The sequence below is a fragment of the Rhizobium sp. Leaf306 genome (assembly GCF_001423425.1).
Lineage (GTDB): Bacteria > Pseudomonadota > Alphaproteobacteria > Rhizobiales > Rhizobiaceae > Neorhizobium > Neorhizobium soli.
On record NZ_LMNX01000001.1, the window covers coordinates 307,152 to 323,367 of the forward strand.

14 protein-coding genes are annotated in these 16,216 nt (G+C 61.9%); 10 read left to right on the forward strand and 4 right to left on the reverse strand.

What is annotated here, in order from left to right:
• The first annotated feature begins 43 nt into the window (after positions 1-43).
• On the forward strand, positions 44-1,597 hold the full coding sequence (locus tag ASG19_RS01450) for a glycosyltransferase family 39 protein (RefSeq protein WP_062453412.1): 1,554 nt from the start codon (positions 44-46) through the stop codon (positions 1,595-1,597).
• A gap of 2 nt (positions 1,598-1,599) precedes the next feature.
• Here the strand turns inward: ASG19_RS01450 and ASG19_RS01455 are convergent, their stop codons facing one another.
• Complete coding sequence (locus tag ASG19_RS01455; RefSeq protein ID WP_062453413.1) at positions 1,600-2,967, reverse strand: aspartate aminotransferase family protein; 1,368 nt, start codon at positions 2,965-2,967, stop codon at positions 1,600-1,602.
• 93 nt (positions 2,968-3,060) lie between these two features.
• Between ASG19_RS01455 and ASG19_RS01460 the strand changes: the two genes are divergently transcribed.
• Positions 3,061-4,395: a glutamine synthetase family protein gene (locus tag ASG19_RS01460; protein ID WP_062453414.1), complete on the forward strand. Its 1,335-nt coding sequence runs from the start codon at positions 3,061-3,063 to the stop codon at positions 4,393-4,395.
• A 150-nt stretch (positions 4,396-4,545) separates the two neighbouring features.
• Positions 4,546-6,792: a mechanosensitive ion channel family protein gene (locus ASG19_RS01465; protein ID WP_162238114.1), complete on the forward strand. Its 2,247-nt coding sequence runs from the start codon at positions 4,546-4,548 to the stop codon at positions 6,790-6,792.
• A gap of 29 nt (positions 6,793-6,821) precedes the next feature.
• On the opposite strand, the gene ASG19_RS01470 is transcribed toward ASG19_RS01465, so the two are convergent.
• Positions 6,822-7,781 (reverse strand): diacylglycerol kinase family protein, encoded by a 960-nt coding sequence (locus tag ASG19_RS01470; protein WP_062453416.1) that lies wholly within the window; start codon positions 7,779-7,781, stop codon positions 6,822-6,824.
• A 251-nt stretch (positions 7,782-8,032) separates the two neighbouring features.
• On the opposite strand from ASG19_RS01470, the gene ASG19_RS01475 reads away from it, so the two are divergent.
• From ASG19_RS01475 to ASG19_RS01485, 3 genes are all read left to right on the forward strand, one after another.
• The gene (locus ASG19_RS01475) at positions 8,033-9,280 is read left to right on the forward strand and encodes an MFS transporter (RefSeq protein ID WP_062453417.1); all 1,248 of its coding nucleotides are present in this window, start codon (positions 8,033-8,035) and stop codon (positions 9,278-9,280) included.
• A 115-nt stretch (positions 9,281-9,395) separates the two neighbouring features.
• On the forward strand, positions 9,396-10,412 hold the full coding sequence (locus ASG19_RS01480; protein WP_062453418.1) for a zinc-binding alcohol dehydrogenase family protein: 1,017 nt from the start codon (positions 9,396-9,398) through the stop codon (positions 10,410-10,412).
• A 107-nt stretch (positions 10,413-10,519) separates the two neighbouring features.
• Positions 10,520-10,936, forward strand: a complete 417-nt coding sequence (locus ASG19_RS01485; RefSeq protein ID WP_062453419.1) for a DoxX family protein — start codon at positions 10,520-10,522, stop codon at positions 10,934-10,936.
• A 93-nt stretch (positions 10,937-11,029) separates the two neighbouring features.
• Here the strand turns inward: ASG19_RS01485 and ASG19_RS01490 are convergent, their stop codons facing one another.
• Positions 11,030-11,647, reverse strand: coding sequence for a L,D-transpeptidase (locus ASG19_RS01490; protein ID WP_062453420.1), 618 nt, complete (start codon positions 11,645-11,647; stop codon positions 11,030-11,032).
• Between the two features lie 193 nt (positions 11,648-11,840).
• On the opposite strand from ASG19_RS01490, the gene ASG19_RS01495 reads away from it, so the two are divergent.
• Both ASG19_RS01495 and ASG19_RS01500 read left to right on the forward strand, forming a co-directional pair.
• Positions 11,841-12,038, forward strand: a complete 198-nt coding sequence (locus ASG19_RS01495; RefSeq protein WP_062453421.1) for a type II toxin-antitoxin system VapB family antitoxin — start codon at positions 11,841-11,843, stop codon at positions 12,036-12,038.
• Positions 12,035-12,403 (forward strand): type II toxin-antitoxin system VapC family toxin, encoded by a 369-nt coding sequence (locus tag ASG19_RS01500; protein ID WP_062453422.1) that lies wholly within the window; start codon positions 12,035-12,037, stop codon positions 12,401-12,403. Before ASG19_RS01495 ends, ASG19_RS01500 begins: the two co-directional genes overlap by 4 nt.
• 123 nt (positions 12,404-12,526) lie before the next feature.
• On the opposite strand, the gene ASG19_RS01505 is transcribed toward ASG19_RS01500, so the two are convergent.
• Entirely contained in the window at positions 12,527-14,203 is a 1,677-nt protein-coding gene (locus tag ASG19_RS01505) for an electron transfer flavoprotein-ubiquinone oxidoreductase (RefSeq protein WP_062453423.1), read from the reverse strand.
• 324 nt (positions 14,204-14,527) lie between these two features.
• On the opposite strand from ASG19_RS01505, the gene ASG19_RS01510 reads away from it, so the two are divergent.
• Both ASG19_RS01510 and ASG19_RS01515 read left to right on the forward strand, forming a co-directional pair.
• Positions 14,528-15,316 (forward strand): SDR family oxidoreductase, encoded by a 789-nt coding sequence (locus tag ASG19_RS01510; RefSeq protein ID WP_062453424.1) that lies wholly within the window; start codon positions 14,528-14,530, stop codon positions 15,314-15,316.
• 182 nt (positions 15,317-15,498) lie between these two features.
• Positions 15,499-16,212 (forward strand): DNA helicase, encoded by a 714-nt coding sequence (locus ASG19_RS01515; RefSeq protein WP_062453425.1) that lies wholly within the window; start codon positions 15,499-15,501, stop codon positions 16,210-16,212.
• Positions 16,213-16,216: the final 4 nt, after the last annotated feature.

Sequence of the window (16,216 nt, forward strand, 5' to 3'; positions counted from 1 at the left end):
GAATTGTTCAGTCTTCGTCACCGGCGGACGTGGAGAAAACCTTTTGCATAGCCTTGAGGGTTCACATTTCTCCACTGTCAGGGTCTCCGCGGACCGGCTTTCCCGCGGCCGCACGTTTTTCACGGTCCTGGCGGTCTATTTTCTGGTCAATATGGGGGTGCGTGTGGTTCTTCCGCATGCGCTGGAGCTTGACGAAGGCGAACAGGCCTATCTGTCGCAATGGCTGCTGGCCGGATACGGCACCCAGCCGCCGATCTACAACTGGCTGCAATACCTCGCGGTTCATCTCTTTGGCATGTCGATGCCGACTTTGTCGGGACTGAAGAACATGCTTCTGTTCGGTGCCTACGGCTTCTATTTCCTCGCTGCCCGACAGGTCTTGAAGGACAAGCGCCTCGCGGTGGTGGCGGTGCTCGGTCTTTTGACCATCCCGCAGGTCTCGTTCGAGGCGCAACGGGACCTCAGCCATACCGTGGCGGCGATCTTCGGCAGTTCGCTCTTCCTGTTTGCGCTGTTCAGGCTCTTATCCGTTCCGACGCTTGCCTCGTTCCTTCTGTTCGGGCTCGCCACGGGAATCGGGGGAATGACCAAGTACAACTTTGTCCTTCTTCCGCTCTGCGCGATGCTTGCAGTGCTGATGGTAAGCCGGTTTCGAGACCGGGTGCTGGACTGGCGCATCCTTTTGAGCGGCCTGGTGGCGCTGCTTGTAGTTGCCCCGCATGCCGTCTGGCTGCTCGACAATTTCGAGGCGGCCAGCAGCCGGTCGGTGGACAAACTCATCAGCGCTGACGCCGGTACGCTCGCAGCGATCTCCCGCGGACTGCGATCTCTGCTCCTGTCATCGACCGGGTTCATGGCCCTCACCGCAGCGGTGTTCGCCATCTCGCTGCGTGAAAAGCTTTCGACGGTCATGAGGGCCGACGACGACTGGAGCCGGCTTGCCGGTCGCATCCTGGCATTCGTGATGGCCGTCCTTTTGGGCATGGTCCTGTTCGGCGGCGTGGATGACGTGCGCGACCGCTGGCTCACGCCGCTGCTGCTGATTCTGCCGCTTTACCTTACGCTGAAGATCGACGCAGCCGGGATCGACATATCGATGCCGCTCAAGCGCCTCTGGGTCACTGCTGCGGCGATCATGGTGATTGTTCCCCTGATCCTGTTTGGAAGAGTGGCGATCGACCCATTCACGGGCAACTACGGTTACGTCAACATTCCCTTCGACAAGTTGGCGAAGCAGATCGAGCCGGAACTCGCAAACGACGGTTCCGACCCGCGCCCGGTGCTGATCATTGCCGCCGATGGGCATCTGGCCGGAAATATGCGTTTCAACCTGCCCGATACGACCGTTGTCGTCTCGCACCAGCCGGCCGGCATGGTGACCACGGCAGTCTCCGCCTACCGCAAGGCAGTCTTTGTCTGGCGCCGCTCGGATGGCACAGTGCCGGACGGGTTTCAAACCGTCTTTGGCCGCTATTTGAAGACGCAGGGGCTCGAAGGGCTTTCGGCTAACCCGGTCATCCTGCGCTTTCCCTACTCCTGGGGACACGAAGGCGACCAGTACCCATTCGCCATGGCAGTTGTCGATCTGCCGGACTGACCCTATTCCGTCACGGTTTCTGCGAGGTGATCCAGAGCCTTTGACAGCGTCTCGACCATTTCGTCGACTTCCCCCCGGGTGATGGTGAAGGCCGGCGATGCCAGCATGCGGTCTGCCGTGGCGCGCATGATCAGCCCGTTTTCGAGGCAGTGGTTGCGCACGAGCGACCCGATATCGTCGGCTTTGGCATAGCGCCGCCGGGTCGCCTTGTCGGCTGCAAGCTGAAGGCCGCCGATCAAGCCTACGCAATCGGCCTGTCCGACGACCGGATGCGCCTCAAGGCTTTTCCAGCCTTTCGCAAAATAGGGTCCGATATCGTCGCGGATCCGTTCGACCAGACCTTCGTCTTCGATGATTCGCAGGTTTTCGAGCGCGGCTGCTGCGGCCACTGGGTGGCCCGAATAGGTATAGCCGTGGAAGAAGTCGCCGACCTCGTTGACCATCACATCCGCGACCCGGTCGGAGACCAGCACGCCGCCGATCGGTAGATAGCCGGAGGACAGGCCTTTCGCGATCGGCGCGAGATCGGGCTCAAAGCCGTAATGCTGGTAGCCGAACCAGGAGCCGAGCCGGCCGAAGCCGCAGATGACTTCATCGGACACGAGCAGAATGTTGCGGGCCTTGCAGATGCGCGAGATCTCCGGCCAGTAGGTATCCGGCGGAATGATCACGCCGCCGGCGCCCTGGATCGGCTCGGCAACGAAGGCGGCAACCTTGTCTTCGCCCAGTTCATCAATCTTGGCTTCAAGCTCGCGCGCTGCTTGCAGGCCGAATTCCTCCGGCGAAAGATCGCCACCCTCGGCATACCAGTAGGGCTGGCCGATATGGTGGATGCCGTCGATCGGCAGGTTGCCCTGTTCATGCATCAGCTTCATGCCACCCAGCGAGGCGCCGGCGACCGTCGAGCCGTGGTAGCCGTTGCGCCGCGCGATCACGAGCGTCTTTTCCGGCATGCCGAGCGCCTTCCAGTAGACGCGGGCCATGCGGAACCAGGTGTCGGTGGCCTCTGATCCGGAATTGGTGAAGAACACGCGGTTCATATGCGGCCCCGCATGCGACGCGATCTTCTGGGCAAGCAGAATGGCGGGCGGCGTCGTGGTGCCGAAGAAGCTGTTGTAATAGGGCAATTCCTGCATCTGACGGTAGGCAGCGTCCGCGATGGACTTTCGGCCATAGCCGACGTTGACGCACCAGAGGCCCGCAAAGCCGTCGAGATACTTCTTGCCGGTCGAATCCCAGATATGGCGCCCCTCGGCCCGCTCGATGATGCGGGTGCCCTTGGCGTTCAGCTCTTTCATGTCCGAAAACGGATGAATGTGGTGAGCGGCATCGATCGCGGCGAGATTGGAGATCGTCGGCTTCTCGTTCATGCGGTTTCCCTCAGGGCTTAGACGCGGCTCAGATTGTGCGACCAATTCTTATCGGCTACCAACGAGGCAGCGCAACCATCGAGATGATGCCTCATGACCGAGACCGCAGCCGAGCCCCATATCGAAATCATGCTGGTCGGCATGAACGGCGACCTGCGCGGTAAACGCATTCCGATGACGGCCGAAAAGAAGATCTGGGACGGAACGGTACGGCTGCCCTCCTCCACCCAGTCGCTCGATATCTGGGGCTGCGACAATGACGAGCTGACCGGGCTTTCGATCTCGATCGGCGATCCCGATGGGCTCTGCATTCCCGACCGCCGCACCCTTGCGCCGATGCCCTGGGGGCCGCCGGGCTCGAAGCAGGTGCTTGCGACCATGCACGAGATGGACGGGCAGCCGAGTTTCATGGATCCGCGTGCGATTCTGGCCAACCTGCTGCAGCGCTTTGCCAAGCTCGGCCTGACACCGGTCGTGGCGACGGAGCTCGAATTTTACGTGGTCGAAGATGACTGGCGCGAGACCGGACGTCCGCGGCCGCCGGCAAAACTTGCCTATCGCGGCGAGCCGAACGGGTTCCAGCTCTACGACATGACGGCAGTCGATGCGCTCGACGGCTATCTGCAGACCGTGCGGACATGGGCGCATGCCCAGGACCTTCCTGCGGATGCGACGACGGCCGAATTCGGCCCAGGTCAGTTCGAGATCAATCTTCTGCACCGGGCGGATGCATTGGCTGCGGCCGACGACTGCATCTGCCTGAAACGCATCGTCGAACAGGCAGCCAGAAAGCACGGATTGAAATCCACCTGCATGGCAAAGCCCTATTCGGATCATGCCGGTTCCGGCCTGCATGTGCATGCCAGCATCATCGATTCCGACGGCAACAACATTCTCGACGCCAAGGGCGGCGATCCTGCAAAACTTCGATCCGTCACCGCCGGCATGCTCAACACAATGCGTGATGCGCAGCTGGTTTTCGCGCCCTATGCAAATTCCTACAGGCGTTTTCAGCCCGATTCGTTTGCGCCCGTCGATATCGACTGGGGCTTCGGCCATCGCGGAACGGCAGTCCGCATTCCGGACGCGAACGGTCCTGCCGCCCGCATCGAGCACCGCGTCGCCGGTGCCGACGCCAATCCATACCTGCTGCTGACCGCCATTCTCGGCGGCATGCTCCTAGGGCTCGAAGCGGATCTCGATCCCGGTCCGGCAACGGAGCCCGGCAAAAAACCCCCAGCTTACGCGAAACGCCTCACCCATGATTTCCTCACCGCGGTCGAGGATTTTGCTGCCTCGCCTTTCATCCGGGACGTGTTCGGAAAGCGATACCAGACGCTCTTCGGCGACACGAAGCGCAAGGAGGCGATCACCTTCCTGCGGACCGTCAGCGACTTCGACTACCAGACCTATCTGCCTCGAATCTAGGATCCAGCATCCATCGGCGGGCGGCTGGCGGAACGACGATCTTCGCCATATGATGGGAACCTGCCTGCGAGCCTGCAGGGGTTGCAAAAGGACGTCAGGCGCCACGCGCGGCGCGGACGGGCAAGGGCCGCTTGGCCGATGGAGACGCTGATGCCGTTCTGCCGAGCTGCCGCAGCAGCCTTTCTCGGCCTTCTCCTGACCGCATCTCCGATGTGGTCGCAGGACGCGCCGCTGACCGTCGTCCTCAAGCCCGGTCAGACCGCCGCCGACGTGCAGCAGGTGCTGGATCTTGCGGCCCGCACGGGCCGACCGCTGACGGTGCAGGTGGAGACCGCGACCACAACCACCGGCGCCGCTGCACACCCCGCGACCTCCGCATCGGACACGACCTCTGGCACTGCCACCGCAACCAGCGCCGACACGATGCAGATGACGCCGGAAATGGAAGCGGCCAACATGGGCATGGCCAGCTGGGAACGGTTCTCGGATGCCTCGTCCCACGGGTTCACGACGGCGATTGCGGGGCTGCAGGCCCTGTCCACCATGGTGGGCATGACGACCACGCATCTGGATGCCGAGGGCATTGCGAACGGCCGGATCGCGATGGTGGCGCTGCTTTCGCTTTTGGCGGGCGGCGCCGCGGCGCTCAGCGTGCGGCTCCTGTTTGCGCAGTTGCTGCGACACAGCCATTTGCGGGCCCGTCACATCGCCGGCAAGTTCCGCCGCTTCTTCAAGCGCCTGGTCGGCGATCTGCTGTCGATCGCGATTTTTCTCGGTGTCGCCCGGTGGGTCCTGCTGACGATGCTCGCGGATACCACGGCTGCCTTCCAGGTCTGCCAGGCCGCCATTGCCTTCGCCCTGATCCTGCTTGTCTACATGGCGGTGGGACGGTTTCTGTTTCGGCCCGATGAGAGCGGCGAAACACTGTTCGCGATCAGCAATCCGCAATGGCATTTCCATATGCTCACCGCCTATGGCGTGATCACCGCCCTGTTTGGTGAGACCATGCGGCTGTGGAACTGGCTGGGCCTGGACCGGGCCTCACTCGACGGGTGGTTCTTGATCGGCGGCACCCTGCTGACGCTGCTCAAGCTAACCTGGTTCTGGGGCGGCCGCGCCGGCATCCGCGCTGCGTTCAAAGGCTCAAGCCCGGGCCCCGTCCGGCGCGTCATCGGCAACCTGCTTCCGGATTTCTATGTCGTTTCGGCCATCTTCATCTGGTTCTTCGGGTCGGTCATCATCGGCTCGCCGGACAGTGCCCGCTGGAGTTTCGCGGCCGGCTCGACTCAGGTCATCCTGCTGCTCCTCCCGGTGTTCGCACTCGGAGCCCACCACGTGGTGGACGAGTTCGCGCGGCACTGGGAAACCACCCACGGGGCGGGCCTATGGTCTTCCGTACTCGCCAGCCTTCGCGTGGTTTGCTCGGGCGCTGTGTGGATCGGCGGCCTCCACCTGATCACCGCGCTCTGGTGGCCGCTGATGACCAGCGGCGGCGACATCGCAACCGGCTGGATCCTCTGGCTGGAGCGGCTGAGCTTTGCCGTGGTCGCAAGCTGGGCCGTCTACACGCTGGTGTGGAAATACGCCGAGACGATCGCCCCACCGCAGACCGTGATGCTGCCCGGCCAGGAAGACGAGCAAGCGGACAAGAAGCAGACAAGCCGTCTGACGACGGCGTTGCCGGTGATCCGCAACCTGGTTCTCGGTGCGGTTCTCGCGGTCGGCTCGCTGATCGTCCTCAGTTCGCTTGGCATCAACGTGGCGCCGCTGCTGGCCGGGTTCGGAGTGCTCGGGCTTGCGCTTTCGTTCGGGTCTCAGGCGCTGGTGAAGGACGTCGTTTCCGGCATCTTCTTTATTGTCGACGATGCCTTCCGGATTGGCGAGTACATCGATACGGGCAAGCTGCAGGGGACCGTGGAGCAGATCACCGTGCGCTCCGTGCGGCTGCGCCATCACAACGGACCCATCCACACCATTCCCTTCGGGCAGATCAGCTCCGTCACCAATTTCAGCCGCGACTGGGGAACGATCAAGTTCCAGCTCCGCTTCGAGCGCGACAGCGATGCCGAGATCATCCGCCGTGCCGCCAAGAAGGTGGGGCTGGGCATGCTGGAGGATCCGGAATTCGGGCCGCAGTTCCTCATTCCGCTGAAGATGCAGGGTATCCAGGACATCACCGAAACGGCGATGATCGTGCGCTTCAAGTTTACCTGCCTGCCCGGCAATCCGGGCATCCTGAAGCGCGAAGCGATGACGCGGCTGCTGGCTGCCTGCAAGGCCGCCGGCGTGCAGTTCGCATCCAATGCGGTGACGGTGCGCTCGAACGGAGCCAATTCCGTCGATATCGAAGCCGCCGCCGCCGGCACGCCGCCACCGCTGACGTCGATCGCTGTCTGAGCGTTCGACATTGCCGCGTTCAGCGCCGATCAGACCGTAGACGGTTCCGGCGACATATTCGCAGCGGCATTTTCGCGTCCTGCAGCCGTATTCTGTCCGGGAACCAGAACCTTCAGTTCGCCGGCATGGATCTTCAGCGTCACGTCCCGCTTCATCGGCAGGAGTTCGCCATCGATGACACAGCTGACGTCGCGGCGGTGGCGAGGAAAGTGCAGTTCGAGTTCTGTTGCCGTCATCGCCGTGACCGCGGCGTTTTCCTTGAGCTTGCCGCGCAGGATGTCGAAGGTGAGTTTTGCGACCCCGGACGGCTTCATCGGTTCGGCGAGGTAGAACCCAAGATGGCCGCTGGTCAGGTCATCGGCAAACATCAGAGGATCGGTGCCAAACTCGTTGTTTGAGACCGAGATGGCCGACACCTTGCGCGAAGTGCGCTTGCCATCGACGACATATTCCATCTCGAATTCCGGCGGGTTGAACATGACGCCGATCGCAGCTCTTGCGCTTGCCCGCATTTTGCCGAGCCTCGAGGCAAAATTCATCGAGTTGCGGTAGCGCACCATCCGGGCATGCAGGCCTGCCGAAAACTGGTGCACGAAGCTTTTGCCATTGGCGCTGGCGATATCGATCGCTTCGGGCGTACCCTCGGCCAGCGCATCGAGGACTTCCCAGATGTCGAGCGGCAGCTTCAGCGACCGGGCAAACAGGTTCATCGTGCCGGCCGGCACCACGCCGAGAACGATACCGCTTTTCCAGGCAATGCCCGCCGCCGCGGAAATCGTGCCGTCGCCACCGCCGGCGATCAGTCCTTCGACGCCGGGCATCGAGGCTGCCTTTTCCATCGTCTCTACGACCTTGTCGCCGGCAACAACTTCGCACTCGATCTCGTGGCCGGCAGCCCGGAAGGTCTTCAGGGCGTGGTCGCAGTAAGCGTCCATATCCGTGGTTCGGAAAGTCCCGCCATCGCGGTTGAAAACGGCATGTAGTTTCATCGACAAGGGACCAGGTGCTCGAGGGCGGCGGATAACGACAGGGTGGAAAATGGTGAGGCCGCGGCAGATATCAACGGCACCGAATGGCGATTGCACGATTGTGGTACAGTTGGTTTTTGTCAAAAGCCTACCGCGCTGCACAATCACGTGCTAATCTGCCGTCAATTCAACTGCCTCAAAGCCCCATCATTTGCTCCCGGACGCGCTCGCTTCGAGCCGTACCCGTCCGCTTTTTCAACAGATGCGATACCATGACAGACACCGCAGTCCGACACGTGCCCGATGCCAAGGCCAACACCAGACCTGACGACAGCATCCCGAAAACCAGCCTTTCCCCCCTCGCCGTCCTTCTGATCGAATTCGCGCTTGCCGTCGGCGGCTTCGGGATCGGTACCGGCGAGTTCGTCATCATGGGCCTGCTGCCGAATGTGGCGGAGACGTATCAGGTCAGCATCCCAACGGCGGGCTATGTGATCAGCGCCTATGCGCTGGGTGTGGTGATCGGCGCGCCGATCATCGCAATTCTATCGGCCCGGCTGCCGCGCCGCACGCTGCTTCTGGCGCTGATGGGTGTCTTTGCGGTCGGCAACATCCTGTCGGCGATGGCGCCAAGCTTCTGGAGCTTTACCGCGCTGCGCTTCGTCACCGGCCTGCCGCACGGGGCCTATTTCGGGGTCGCCTCGCTGGTGGCCGCCTCCATGGTGCCGCCCAACAAGCGCGCCCGCGCCGTCGGCCGCGTCATGCTGGGTCTGACGATCGCGACGCTGCTCGGGACGCCGCTTGCCACCTTCATGGGCCAGATGCTGTCCTGGCGCTCGGCCTTCTACCTTGTCGGCTTCATCGGTCTCCTGACTGTGGCACTCGTCTGGTTTTTTCAGCCGAGGGACAAGGTGCAGGAAGGCGCCAGCATTCGCCGCGAACTCAGCGCATTCGGCAAGACCCAGGTCTGGCTGACGCTCGGCATTGCCTCGGTCGGTTTCGGCGGCATGTTTTCGGTGTTCAGCTACATCGCCTCCACCACGACGCAAACGGCCGGGCTTCCGGTCACCATGGTGTCGATCGTCATCGCCCTGTTCGGCATCGGCATGAATGTCGGCAATATTGTCGGCTCGAGGCTTGCCGACATTTCGCTGAAGGGTACGATCGGCGGAACGATGGTGTTCTACGTGGCCGTGATGCTGGCCTTTGCGACCTTCGCCCATATCCCTGTTATGCTCTATATCACCGTCTTCCTGGTCGGCTGCGGATTTGCCTGCGGCCCGGCGCTGCAGACGCGGCTGATGGATGTGGCGGCCGACGCCCAGACGCTGGCGGCCGCTTCCAACCATTCGGCCTTCAACATCGCCAACGCACTCGGTGCCTGGCTCGGCGGGCTCGTCATCGCCTGGGGCTGGGGTTTTCAGGCAACCGGTTATGTCGGTGCGGTACTTTCGCTGATCGGGCTCTGCGTCTTCGGCGTGTCGGTCGCTCTGGAACGTGAGGCAAAGCCCTCAGCCTGAGCCAGAAAGTGCCGGCTCGGTAAAGCGTACCGGCGCTCGTCTGCGCCGCCTTGCCGTTGCCGTCGTTACGCGCGATGTATCGTCCTCGATGCCCTGAGCTTGACGAGGAGATTCCATGCGCGCTGTCGGTTTTAGCGAAAACCTGCCGATCACATCCGAAAACGCCCTTCTCGACATCGAGCTGCCGGAGCCCGAGGCCAAGGGGCGCGACCTGCTGGTCGAGATCAAGGCCGTGTCGGTCAATCCTGTCGATACCAAGCAGCGCCGGTTGCAGAATGTCGAAGCCGGCCAGTACCGCATCCTCGGCTTTGATGCAGCCGGCGTGGTGCAAGCGGTCGGGCCGGATGTGAAACTCTTCAAGCCGGGTGACGAGGTGTTTTACGCGGGCGCGGTCAACCGTCCCGGCACCAATGCGGAACTGCATCTGGTCGACGAGCGGATCGTCGGCAAGAAGCCTTCCAGCCTCTCCTTTGAGGAGAGCGCCGCCCTTCCGTTGACCGCCATCACTGCCTACGAGACGCTGTTTCACCGGATGAAGGTGCAGGACAAGGTGGCGAGCGCGTGGAATGCGGTTCTGGTCATCGGCGGCGCCGGTGGTGTCGGCTCGATCGCCATCCAGTTGCTGCGGGAACTGACCGACGCGACGGTGATCGGCACCGGCTCGCGGCCGGAAACACAGGACTGGATCCGCACGCTCGGCGCTCACCATGTTCTCGACCATTCCAAGCCGCTGGCAAAACAGATCGCCGGGATGGCGATCGGCAACCCCGCATTCGTGTTCTCGACGACGGAAACCTCCGATCACATCAACGACATCCTCGAGATGATCGCGCCGCAGGGGCGACTGGGGCTGATCGACGACCCGAAGGAGCCGATCGATATCCGCCAGTTCAAGCGCAAGGCTTTGTCGATCCATTGGGAGACGATGTTCGTTCGGCCGGTGTTCCAGACCGCCGACATGATCGAACAGTACAAGCTGCTCAATCATGTGTCCGAACTGGTTGATGCCGGCAAGATCCGCACGACGCTGTCCGACGTGATCGGCCCGATCAATGCTGCAAACCTCAAGAAAGCCCACGCCAGGATCGAAAGCGGCACGACGCGAGGCAAGCTGGTTCTGTCCGGCTTCTGACCACGCAGCAACACACACCCCATAGGGTGTATCGATAAAAACTTACACCTTATCACGTTTGCCGTTTGGAGCTATGGTCCAGACGGGTACGCGCAAAGGGGGTTCTTATGGCGACATCGCAATCCAATACATTCGGAAATCCGCTGGATATCGTGACCGGGTCCACATGGTTCGGGTATCTGGCCCGAGCCGTCCTGACGTTCATGTTCTGGGGAAGCGGGCTTTCCAAGCTCATCGATTTTCCGGCCGGCGTCGCGGAGATGACGCAGTTCGGGCTGGAACCGGCATTCGCCTTCAACGTGGCCGTCATCATCACCCAGCTGGTGGGTTCGGCGCTTATCATCCTCAACCGCTGGACCTGGCTCGGTGCCGGCGCGCTCGGCGTGTTCACGGCGCTGACGATTCCGATCGTCCACCATTTCTGGACGATGGAAGAGCCGTTCAAGACGCTCGAGTTCTACGTGGTGATGGAGCATATCACCGTGATCGGCGGCCTGATGGTCGTCGCCTGGAAATCACGCTGAAGGGTGTTCAGGTCCACCCATAACATCCACATGCGAAAAGGCCCGCCGCCACGACAGTGACGGCAGGCTTCTTACGGATGGCTGCGGCTTGGATCAGGCACTCGCCTGGATGACGACGACCTTTGCGCCGACCTGGACGCGCTGGAAAAGATCGATGACGTCGTGGTTCATCATGCGGATGCAACCGCTCGACATCGCGTGACCGATCGAATCCGGCTGGTTGGTGCCGTGGATGCGGAAATGCGTATCGTTGCCGCCGCGGTAAAGATACATCGCACGGGCGCCGAGCGGGTTGTTAGGGCCGCCCGGCATGCCGCCTGCGAGCGCCCGGTAGCGCGGTTCGCGGCGCTGCATGTTGGCCGTCGGCGTCCAGGTCGGCCATTCGGCCTTGCGGCCCACATAGGCGTTTCCGGAGAGTGCAAGACCGGCGCGGCCGACACCGACGCCGTAACGGATCGCCCGGCCGCCGCCGAGGATGTAGTAGGCCCGGCGCGCAGGCGTATCAACGACGACGGTACCCGCTTCGTAGGAGCTGACATAGTCGACTTCGGTCCGACGCAGTTCGGGCCTGATCCGATCGATTGGCACCGGTGACAAGGGGAAAGCCTCGCCTGGAAGCGCCGCATAGTTGCGCTGTTCTGGATAAGTGGAAGCGCAGCCGGCCAGCAGAAGCGGCAAACCGACCAGCAGGCCGCGACGGGAAATCGACATGAATGTGTCCTTGGCGAGTCGAGAAGATGACCAAGAATTACGGATATTATGGTTAATGAAGTGATAAGGCGGGTGCGGATCGAGCGAGTTCCATGGCGTATTTGCACCGACAACACCGTGCACGCCCACAGGCGCACGCGACGTTGTTAAGCGCATCATCTGATGTTATTTTTCATGCGAAGGGAGACTGACCATGCGAACGACGATCACCATCGATGATGAACTGCTTATCGATGCAAAGGAACTGACCGGTCTTCAGGAGACATCGGCGATCGTCAAGAAGGCGCTTACGCTTCTCGTTCAAAACGAAGCTGCACGGCGCCTTGCTCTTCTGGGCGGAACGGAACCAGACTTCAGATCAGCGCCCCGCTGGCGGCCGGACGAGCAGTGATTCTGGTCGATACAGTCATCTGGGCCGACCATCTCGGCAAACCAGACCCGAGGCTGATTGCTCTGCTGGAGAATGGACAGGTCTGCACTCATCCGCATGTGATCGGGGAACTGGCGCTGGGGAACATGCGCCAATACGATGTGATCATCGGCTATCTGCATCGGCTGCCGAAATCCGTAACAGCGTCAGATGCGGAGGTTCTGGCAATGATACGGACACAGAAACTGTCCGGCTCAGGCATCGGCTGTTGTGACGCGCATCTCGTGGCGTCTCTGTTGTTGACGCCGGATCTGTTGCTTTGGACACGGGACAAGCGGCTGAACGCTGTCGCCCACCGGTTCGGCCGTGACTGGACCTCAGTCTGAAACGCTCCCAGCAAACCTGCGCAGCGATTTGCATCCAGGACTGTGCGGAGGCGCCTCTCTAGATCGCTGTGCGTCCAATTGAACGCACAGCGATTGCTCTGGTCTCCCTCGGCACCTTAAGGATCACATATTCTGATAGACCGGCCCCTCGCCACCCTGCGGCGGCACCCACACGATGTTCTGGTTGGGGTCCTTGATGTCGCAGGTCTTGCAGTGGACGCAGTTCTGCGCGTTGATGACGAAGACTTCCTCGCCGTCCTTTTCCACCCATTCATAGACCCCGGCGGGACAGTAGCGGGTCGAAGGGCCGGCGTAGACTTCGAGCTCGGAGCGCTTCTGCAGGTCCATATCCCTCACCTTGAGATGGACCGGCTGGTCTTCCTCGTGGTTGGTGTTCGACAGAAACACTGACGAAAGACGGTCGAAGGTCAGCACGCCATCGGGCTTCGGATAGTCGATCTTCTTGTGCTGTGCCGCCGGCTCCAGGCTTCGCGCATCGGTCTTGCCGTGCTTCAGCGTGCCGAAGAACGAGAAGCCGAACAGCTGGTTGGTCCACATGTCGAGACCGCCGAGCGCGACGCCGAGACCGGTTCCGAGCTTCGACCAGAGCGGCTTGACGTTGCGCACGCGCCTGAGATCGGTGCCGATCGCCGTCTGGCGCCATTCGTTCTCGATCTCGACCGGCTCGTCATTGGCGCGGCCGGCAGCGATGGCGGCGGCCAGCTTGTCGGCGGCGAGCATGCCGGAGATGACCGCGTTGTGCGAACCCTTGATGCGGGGCACGTTGACGAAGCCGGCGGAACAGCCGATCAGCGCGCCGCCCGGGAAGGACAGTTTCGGCACCGACTGGTAGCCGCCCTCGGTGATCGCACGCGCGCCATAGGACAGGCGCTTGCCGCCCTCGAACGTGCCCCGGATGGCAGGATGCGTCTTGAACCGCTGGAATTCCTCGAACGGGTAGAGATAGGGGTTCTTGTAGTTGAGGTGGACGACGAAGCCGACTGCGACCGTGTTATCCTCCAGGTGGTAGAGGAAGGAACCGCCGCCGGTCTTCATGCCGAGCGGCCAGCCGAACGAGTGCTGCACGAGGCCCTGTCTGTGGTTCTCCGGCTTGACCTGCCACAGTTCCTTGATGCCGATGCCGTATTTCTGCGGCTCGCGATCCTTGGCAAGATCGAATTTCGCGATCAGCTGCTTGGCAAGCGAGCCACGCACACCTTCGCCGATCAGCGTGTACTTGCCGAGCAATTCCATGCCGCGGGTATAGGCCGGACCCGGTTCGCCGTTCTTCTCGATGCCCATGTCGCCGGTCGCGACGCCGATCACGGCGCCCTGGTCATTGTAGAGCACCTCGGCGGCCGCAAAACCGGGATAGATCTCGACGCCCAGCGCTTCGGCCTTTTCGGCAAGCCAGCGACAGACGTTGCCGAGCGAGACGATGTAATTGCCGTGATTGTTCATGAGCGGCGGCAGGGCGAAGTTCGGCAGGCGGATCGAGCCGGCAGGACCGAGCAGCAGGAACTGGTCGTCGGTCACTTCGGTCTTGAAGGGATGGCCCTCATCCTCCCGCCAGCCGGGCAGAAGCGCATCGATGCCCGACGGATCGACCACGGCGCCTGAAAGAATATGCGCACCGACTTCGGCGCCTTTTTCCAGAACGACCACCGTCAGATCCGGATTGACCTGCTTCAACCGGATCGCGGCCGACAGGCCGGCGGGGCCGGCGCCGACGATCACGACGTCGAACTCCATGCTTTCACGTTCGGGAAGCGGGTTGGCGGAAAGGTCTTGGGCGTCCATTTCAAACTCCGATGCCGGCCCCTCGCCGGCGCAGTAGGTCTGTTTCTGTCTTGTCAAAAGCGATCCCGCTTGTCGAGGCGCGAAAACGCCTTCCAGCGTGTCAATCGCGCACAGGGCGCTTCCGTTTGCTCAACTTACGTTGACGTGCACGTAAAATAAGGGTTCTGGCCGCAAAGGCAAGTTCTGCCTTCACCCAAGTTCCGGCTTTCACCATTGTTATACCAAAGCTATAAAGCCCCGGCATTCAAATGACCGGTCCCGCGTCGCAACCTGTCGTCGCGCCCGAAGGCCCGTCATGAACCTCGTGCAGAGAAGGAAAGCTTCATGGATCTCGGTATTGCCGGCAAACGCGCGCTCGTACTCGCCTCCTCCCGCGGCCTTGGGCTGGGGATAGCCAAGGCTCTGGCGGCGGAAGGTGCAAACGTCCTTCTGGTCGGTCGGTCGGGCGATCAGCTCGCCGAAAACTGCAAGGCGATCAATGCGCTCGGCAAAGGCAAGGCAGACTGGGTCCGGGGCGACCTCGGCGAAGAGAATTTCGTCGCTTCGATGGTGACGGCCGTTGAGGAAAAGCTCGGCGGCATCGACATTCTCGTCAACAATACCGGCGGTCCAACGCCCGGCACGACTGAGGATATGAGCGCCGACAAGCTCGACACGTTCTTCCAGTCCATGGTGCTGCGCGTCATCACGCTCACCAACACGTTGCTGCCGCAGATGAAGGCGCAAGGTTGGGGTCGCGTGCTGACGGTTGCCTCCTCCGGCGTGGTTGAGCCCATCGCCAACCTCGCGCTGTCGAATACGCTGCGTGGCGCGCTGGTCGGCTGGAACAAGACACTTGCGACCGAAGTAGCAGGCTCCGGCATCACCGCGAACATGCTGCTGCCTGGCCGCATCCTCACCGACCGGATCGAGGAGCTTGATACGGCCAATGCGAAGAAGCAGGGCAAGACGATGGACGAAGTCCGTGCCGCATCCGTAAAGACGATCCCCGCCGGCCGGCTCGGCACGGTCGAGGAATTCGGCGCTGCCGGTGCCTTCCTCTGCTCGGAGGCCGCAAGCTACATCACCGGATCGATGCTGCGCGTCGATGGCGGCGCCGCCCGCTCGTTCTAACCTGACGAGACCACTTTGAAGACGACACGGATCGCGCTAGACTTTGATTCTGGCGCGGTCCACGCCTCCCCCCTCCGACCGGGAAAGTAAACCTCATACCGGACCTCTGATCATCGAACCGACTGTTCGAGCATCCGCACAAGGAGGGATTGCGAAACACGCTCGCAATAGGAGGTTTGACCATGAAAACGACAGTTCCGATCTATGAGCTTAAACGCAAGGCGAAGCTTCTCGCCCGGCAGACATCCACTCCCCTTCACGCCGCGCTCGACCGCATCGCCATCGAGCAAGGGTACCGGAGCTGGAGCCTGCTATCGGCCAAACATGCCGAAACATCGCCCGCCGAAATCTTGTACCGAAGCCTGAAACAGGGCGACATGCTGCTGGTCGGTGCAAGGCCGCGACAGGGCAAGACGCTGATGGCGCTCAGTCTTGCCATCGAGGCCATGAAAGCCGGCAATAGCGCCTTTTTCTTCAGCCTCGATTATACGCCTGCCGACATTCTCGGGCGCTTTCGCGCGCTTGAGGTCGAGCCTCAGCGCTTCGGGGACATGTTTGCCTTCGACTGCTCCGATGCGATCAATGCAGGTTACATGATCGAGGCGCTGGAAACCGCTGCAGCCGGTACGCTGGTCGTGGTGGACTATCTTCAACTGCTCGACCAGCGCCGCGAAAACCCGCCGCTGGCCGACCAAGTTTCCACACTCGAGTCTTTCGCCCGTAAGCGCGGTCTGATCATCGTCTTCGTGTCGCAGATCGACCGCGCTTACGACGCGGCCGCGAAGCCCCTCCCCGACATCGCGGATGTCAGGCTTCCCAACCCGCTCGACCTGTCCAAGTTCAGCCGGACCTGCTTCCTTCAGGGCGGCAGCGTAGCGTTCCGGCCGAACGGGTAAGCCA

Bases quoted from the DNA above. Each gene is read 5' to 3' on its own strand.
- ASG19_RS01455 (WP_062453413.1), bottom strand. From the start codon at position 2,967: ATGAACGAGAAGCCGACGATCTCCAATCTCGCCGCGATCGATGCCGCT.
- ASG19_RS01460 (WP_062453414.1), top strand. From the start codon at position 3,061: ATGACCGAGACCGCAGCCGAGCCCCATATCGAAATCATGCTGGTCGGC.
- ASG19_RS01465 (WP_162238114.1), top strand. From the start codon at position 4,546: ATGCCGTTCTGCCGAGCTGCCGCAGCAGCCTTTCTCGGCCTTCTCCTG.
- ASG19_RS01470 (WP_062453416.1), bottom strand. From the start codon at position 7,781: ATGAAACTACATGCCGTTTTCAACCGCGATGGCGGGACTTTCCGAACC.
- ASG19_RS01475 (WP_062453417.1), top strand. From the start codon at position 8,033: ATGACAGACACCGCAGTCCGACACGTGCCCGATGCCAAGGCCAACACC.
- ASG19_RS01480 (WP_062453418.1), top strand. From the start codon at position 9,396: ATGCGCGCTGTCGGTTTTAGCGAAAACCTGCCGATCACATCCGAAAAC.
- ASG19_RS01485 (WP_062453419.1), top strand. From the start codon at position 10,520: ATGGCGACATCGCAATCCAATACATTCGGAAATCCGCTGGATATCGTG.
- ASG19_RS01490 (WP_062453420.1), bottom strand. From the start codon at position 11,647: ATGTCGATTTCCCGTCGCGGCCTGCTGGTCGGTTTGCCGCTTCTGCTG.
- ASG19_RS01495 (WP_062453421.1), top strand. From the start codon at position 11,841: ATGCGAACGACGATCACCATCGATGATGAACTGCTTATCGATGCAAAG.
- ASG19_RS01505 (WP_062453423.1), bottom strand. From the start codon at position 14,203: ATGGACGCCCAAGACCTTTCCGCCAACCCGCTTCCCGAACGTGAAAGC.
- ASG19_RS01510 (WP_062453424.1), top strand. From the start codon at position 14,528: ATGGATCTCGGTATTGCCGGCAAACGCGCGCTCGTACTCGCCTCCTCC.
- ASG19_RS01515 (WP_062453425.1), top strand. From the start codon at position 15,499: ATGAAAACGACAGTTCCGATCTATGAGCTTAAACGCAAGGCGAAGCTT.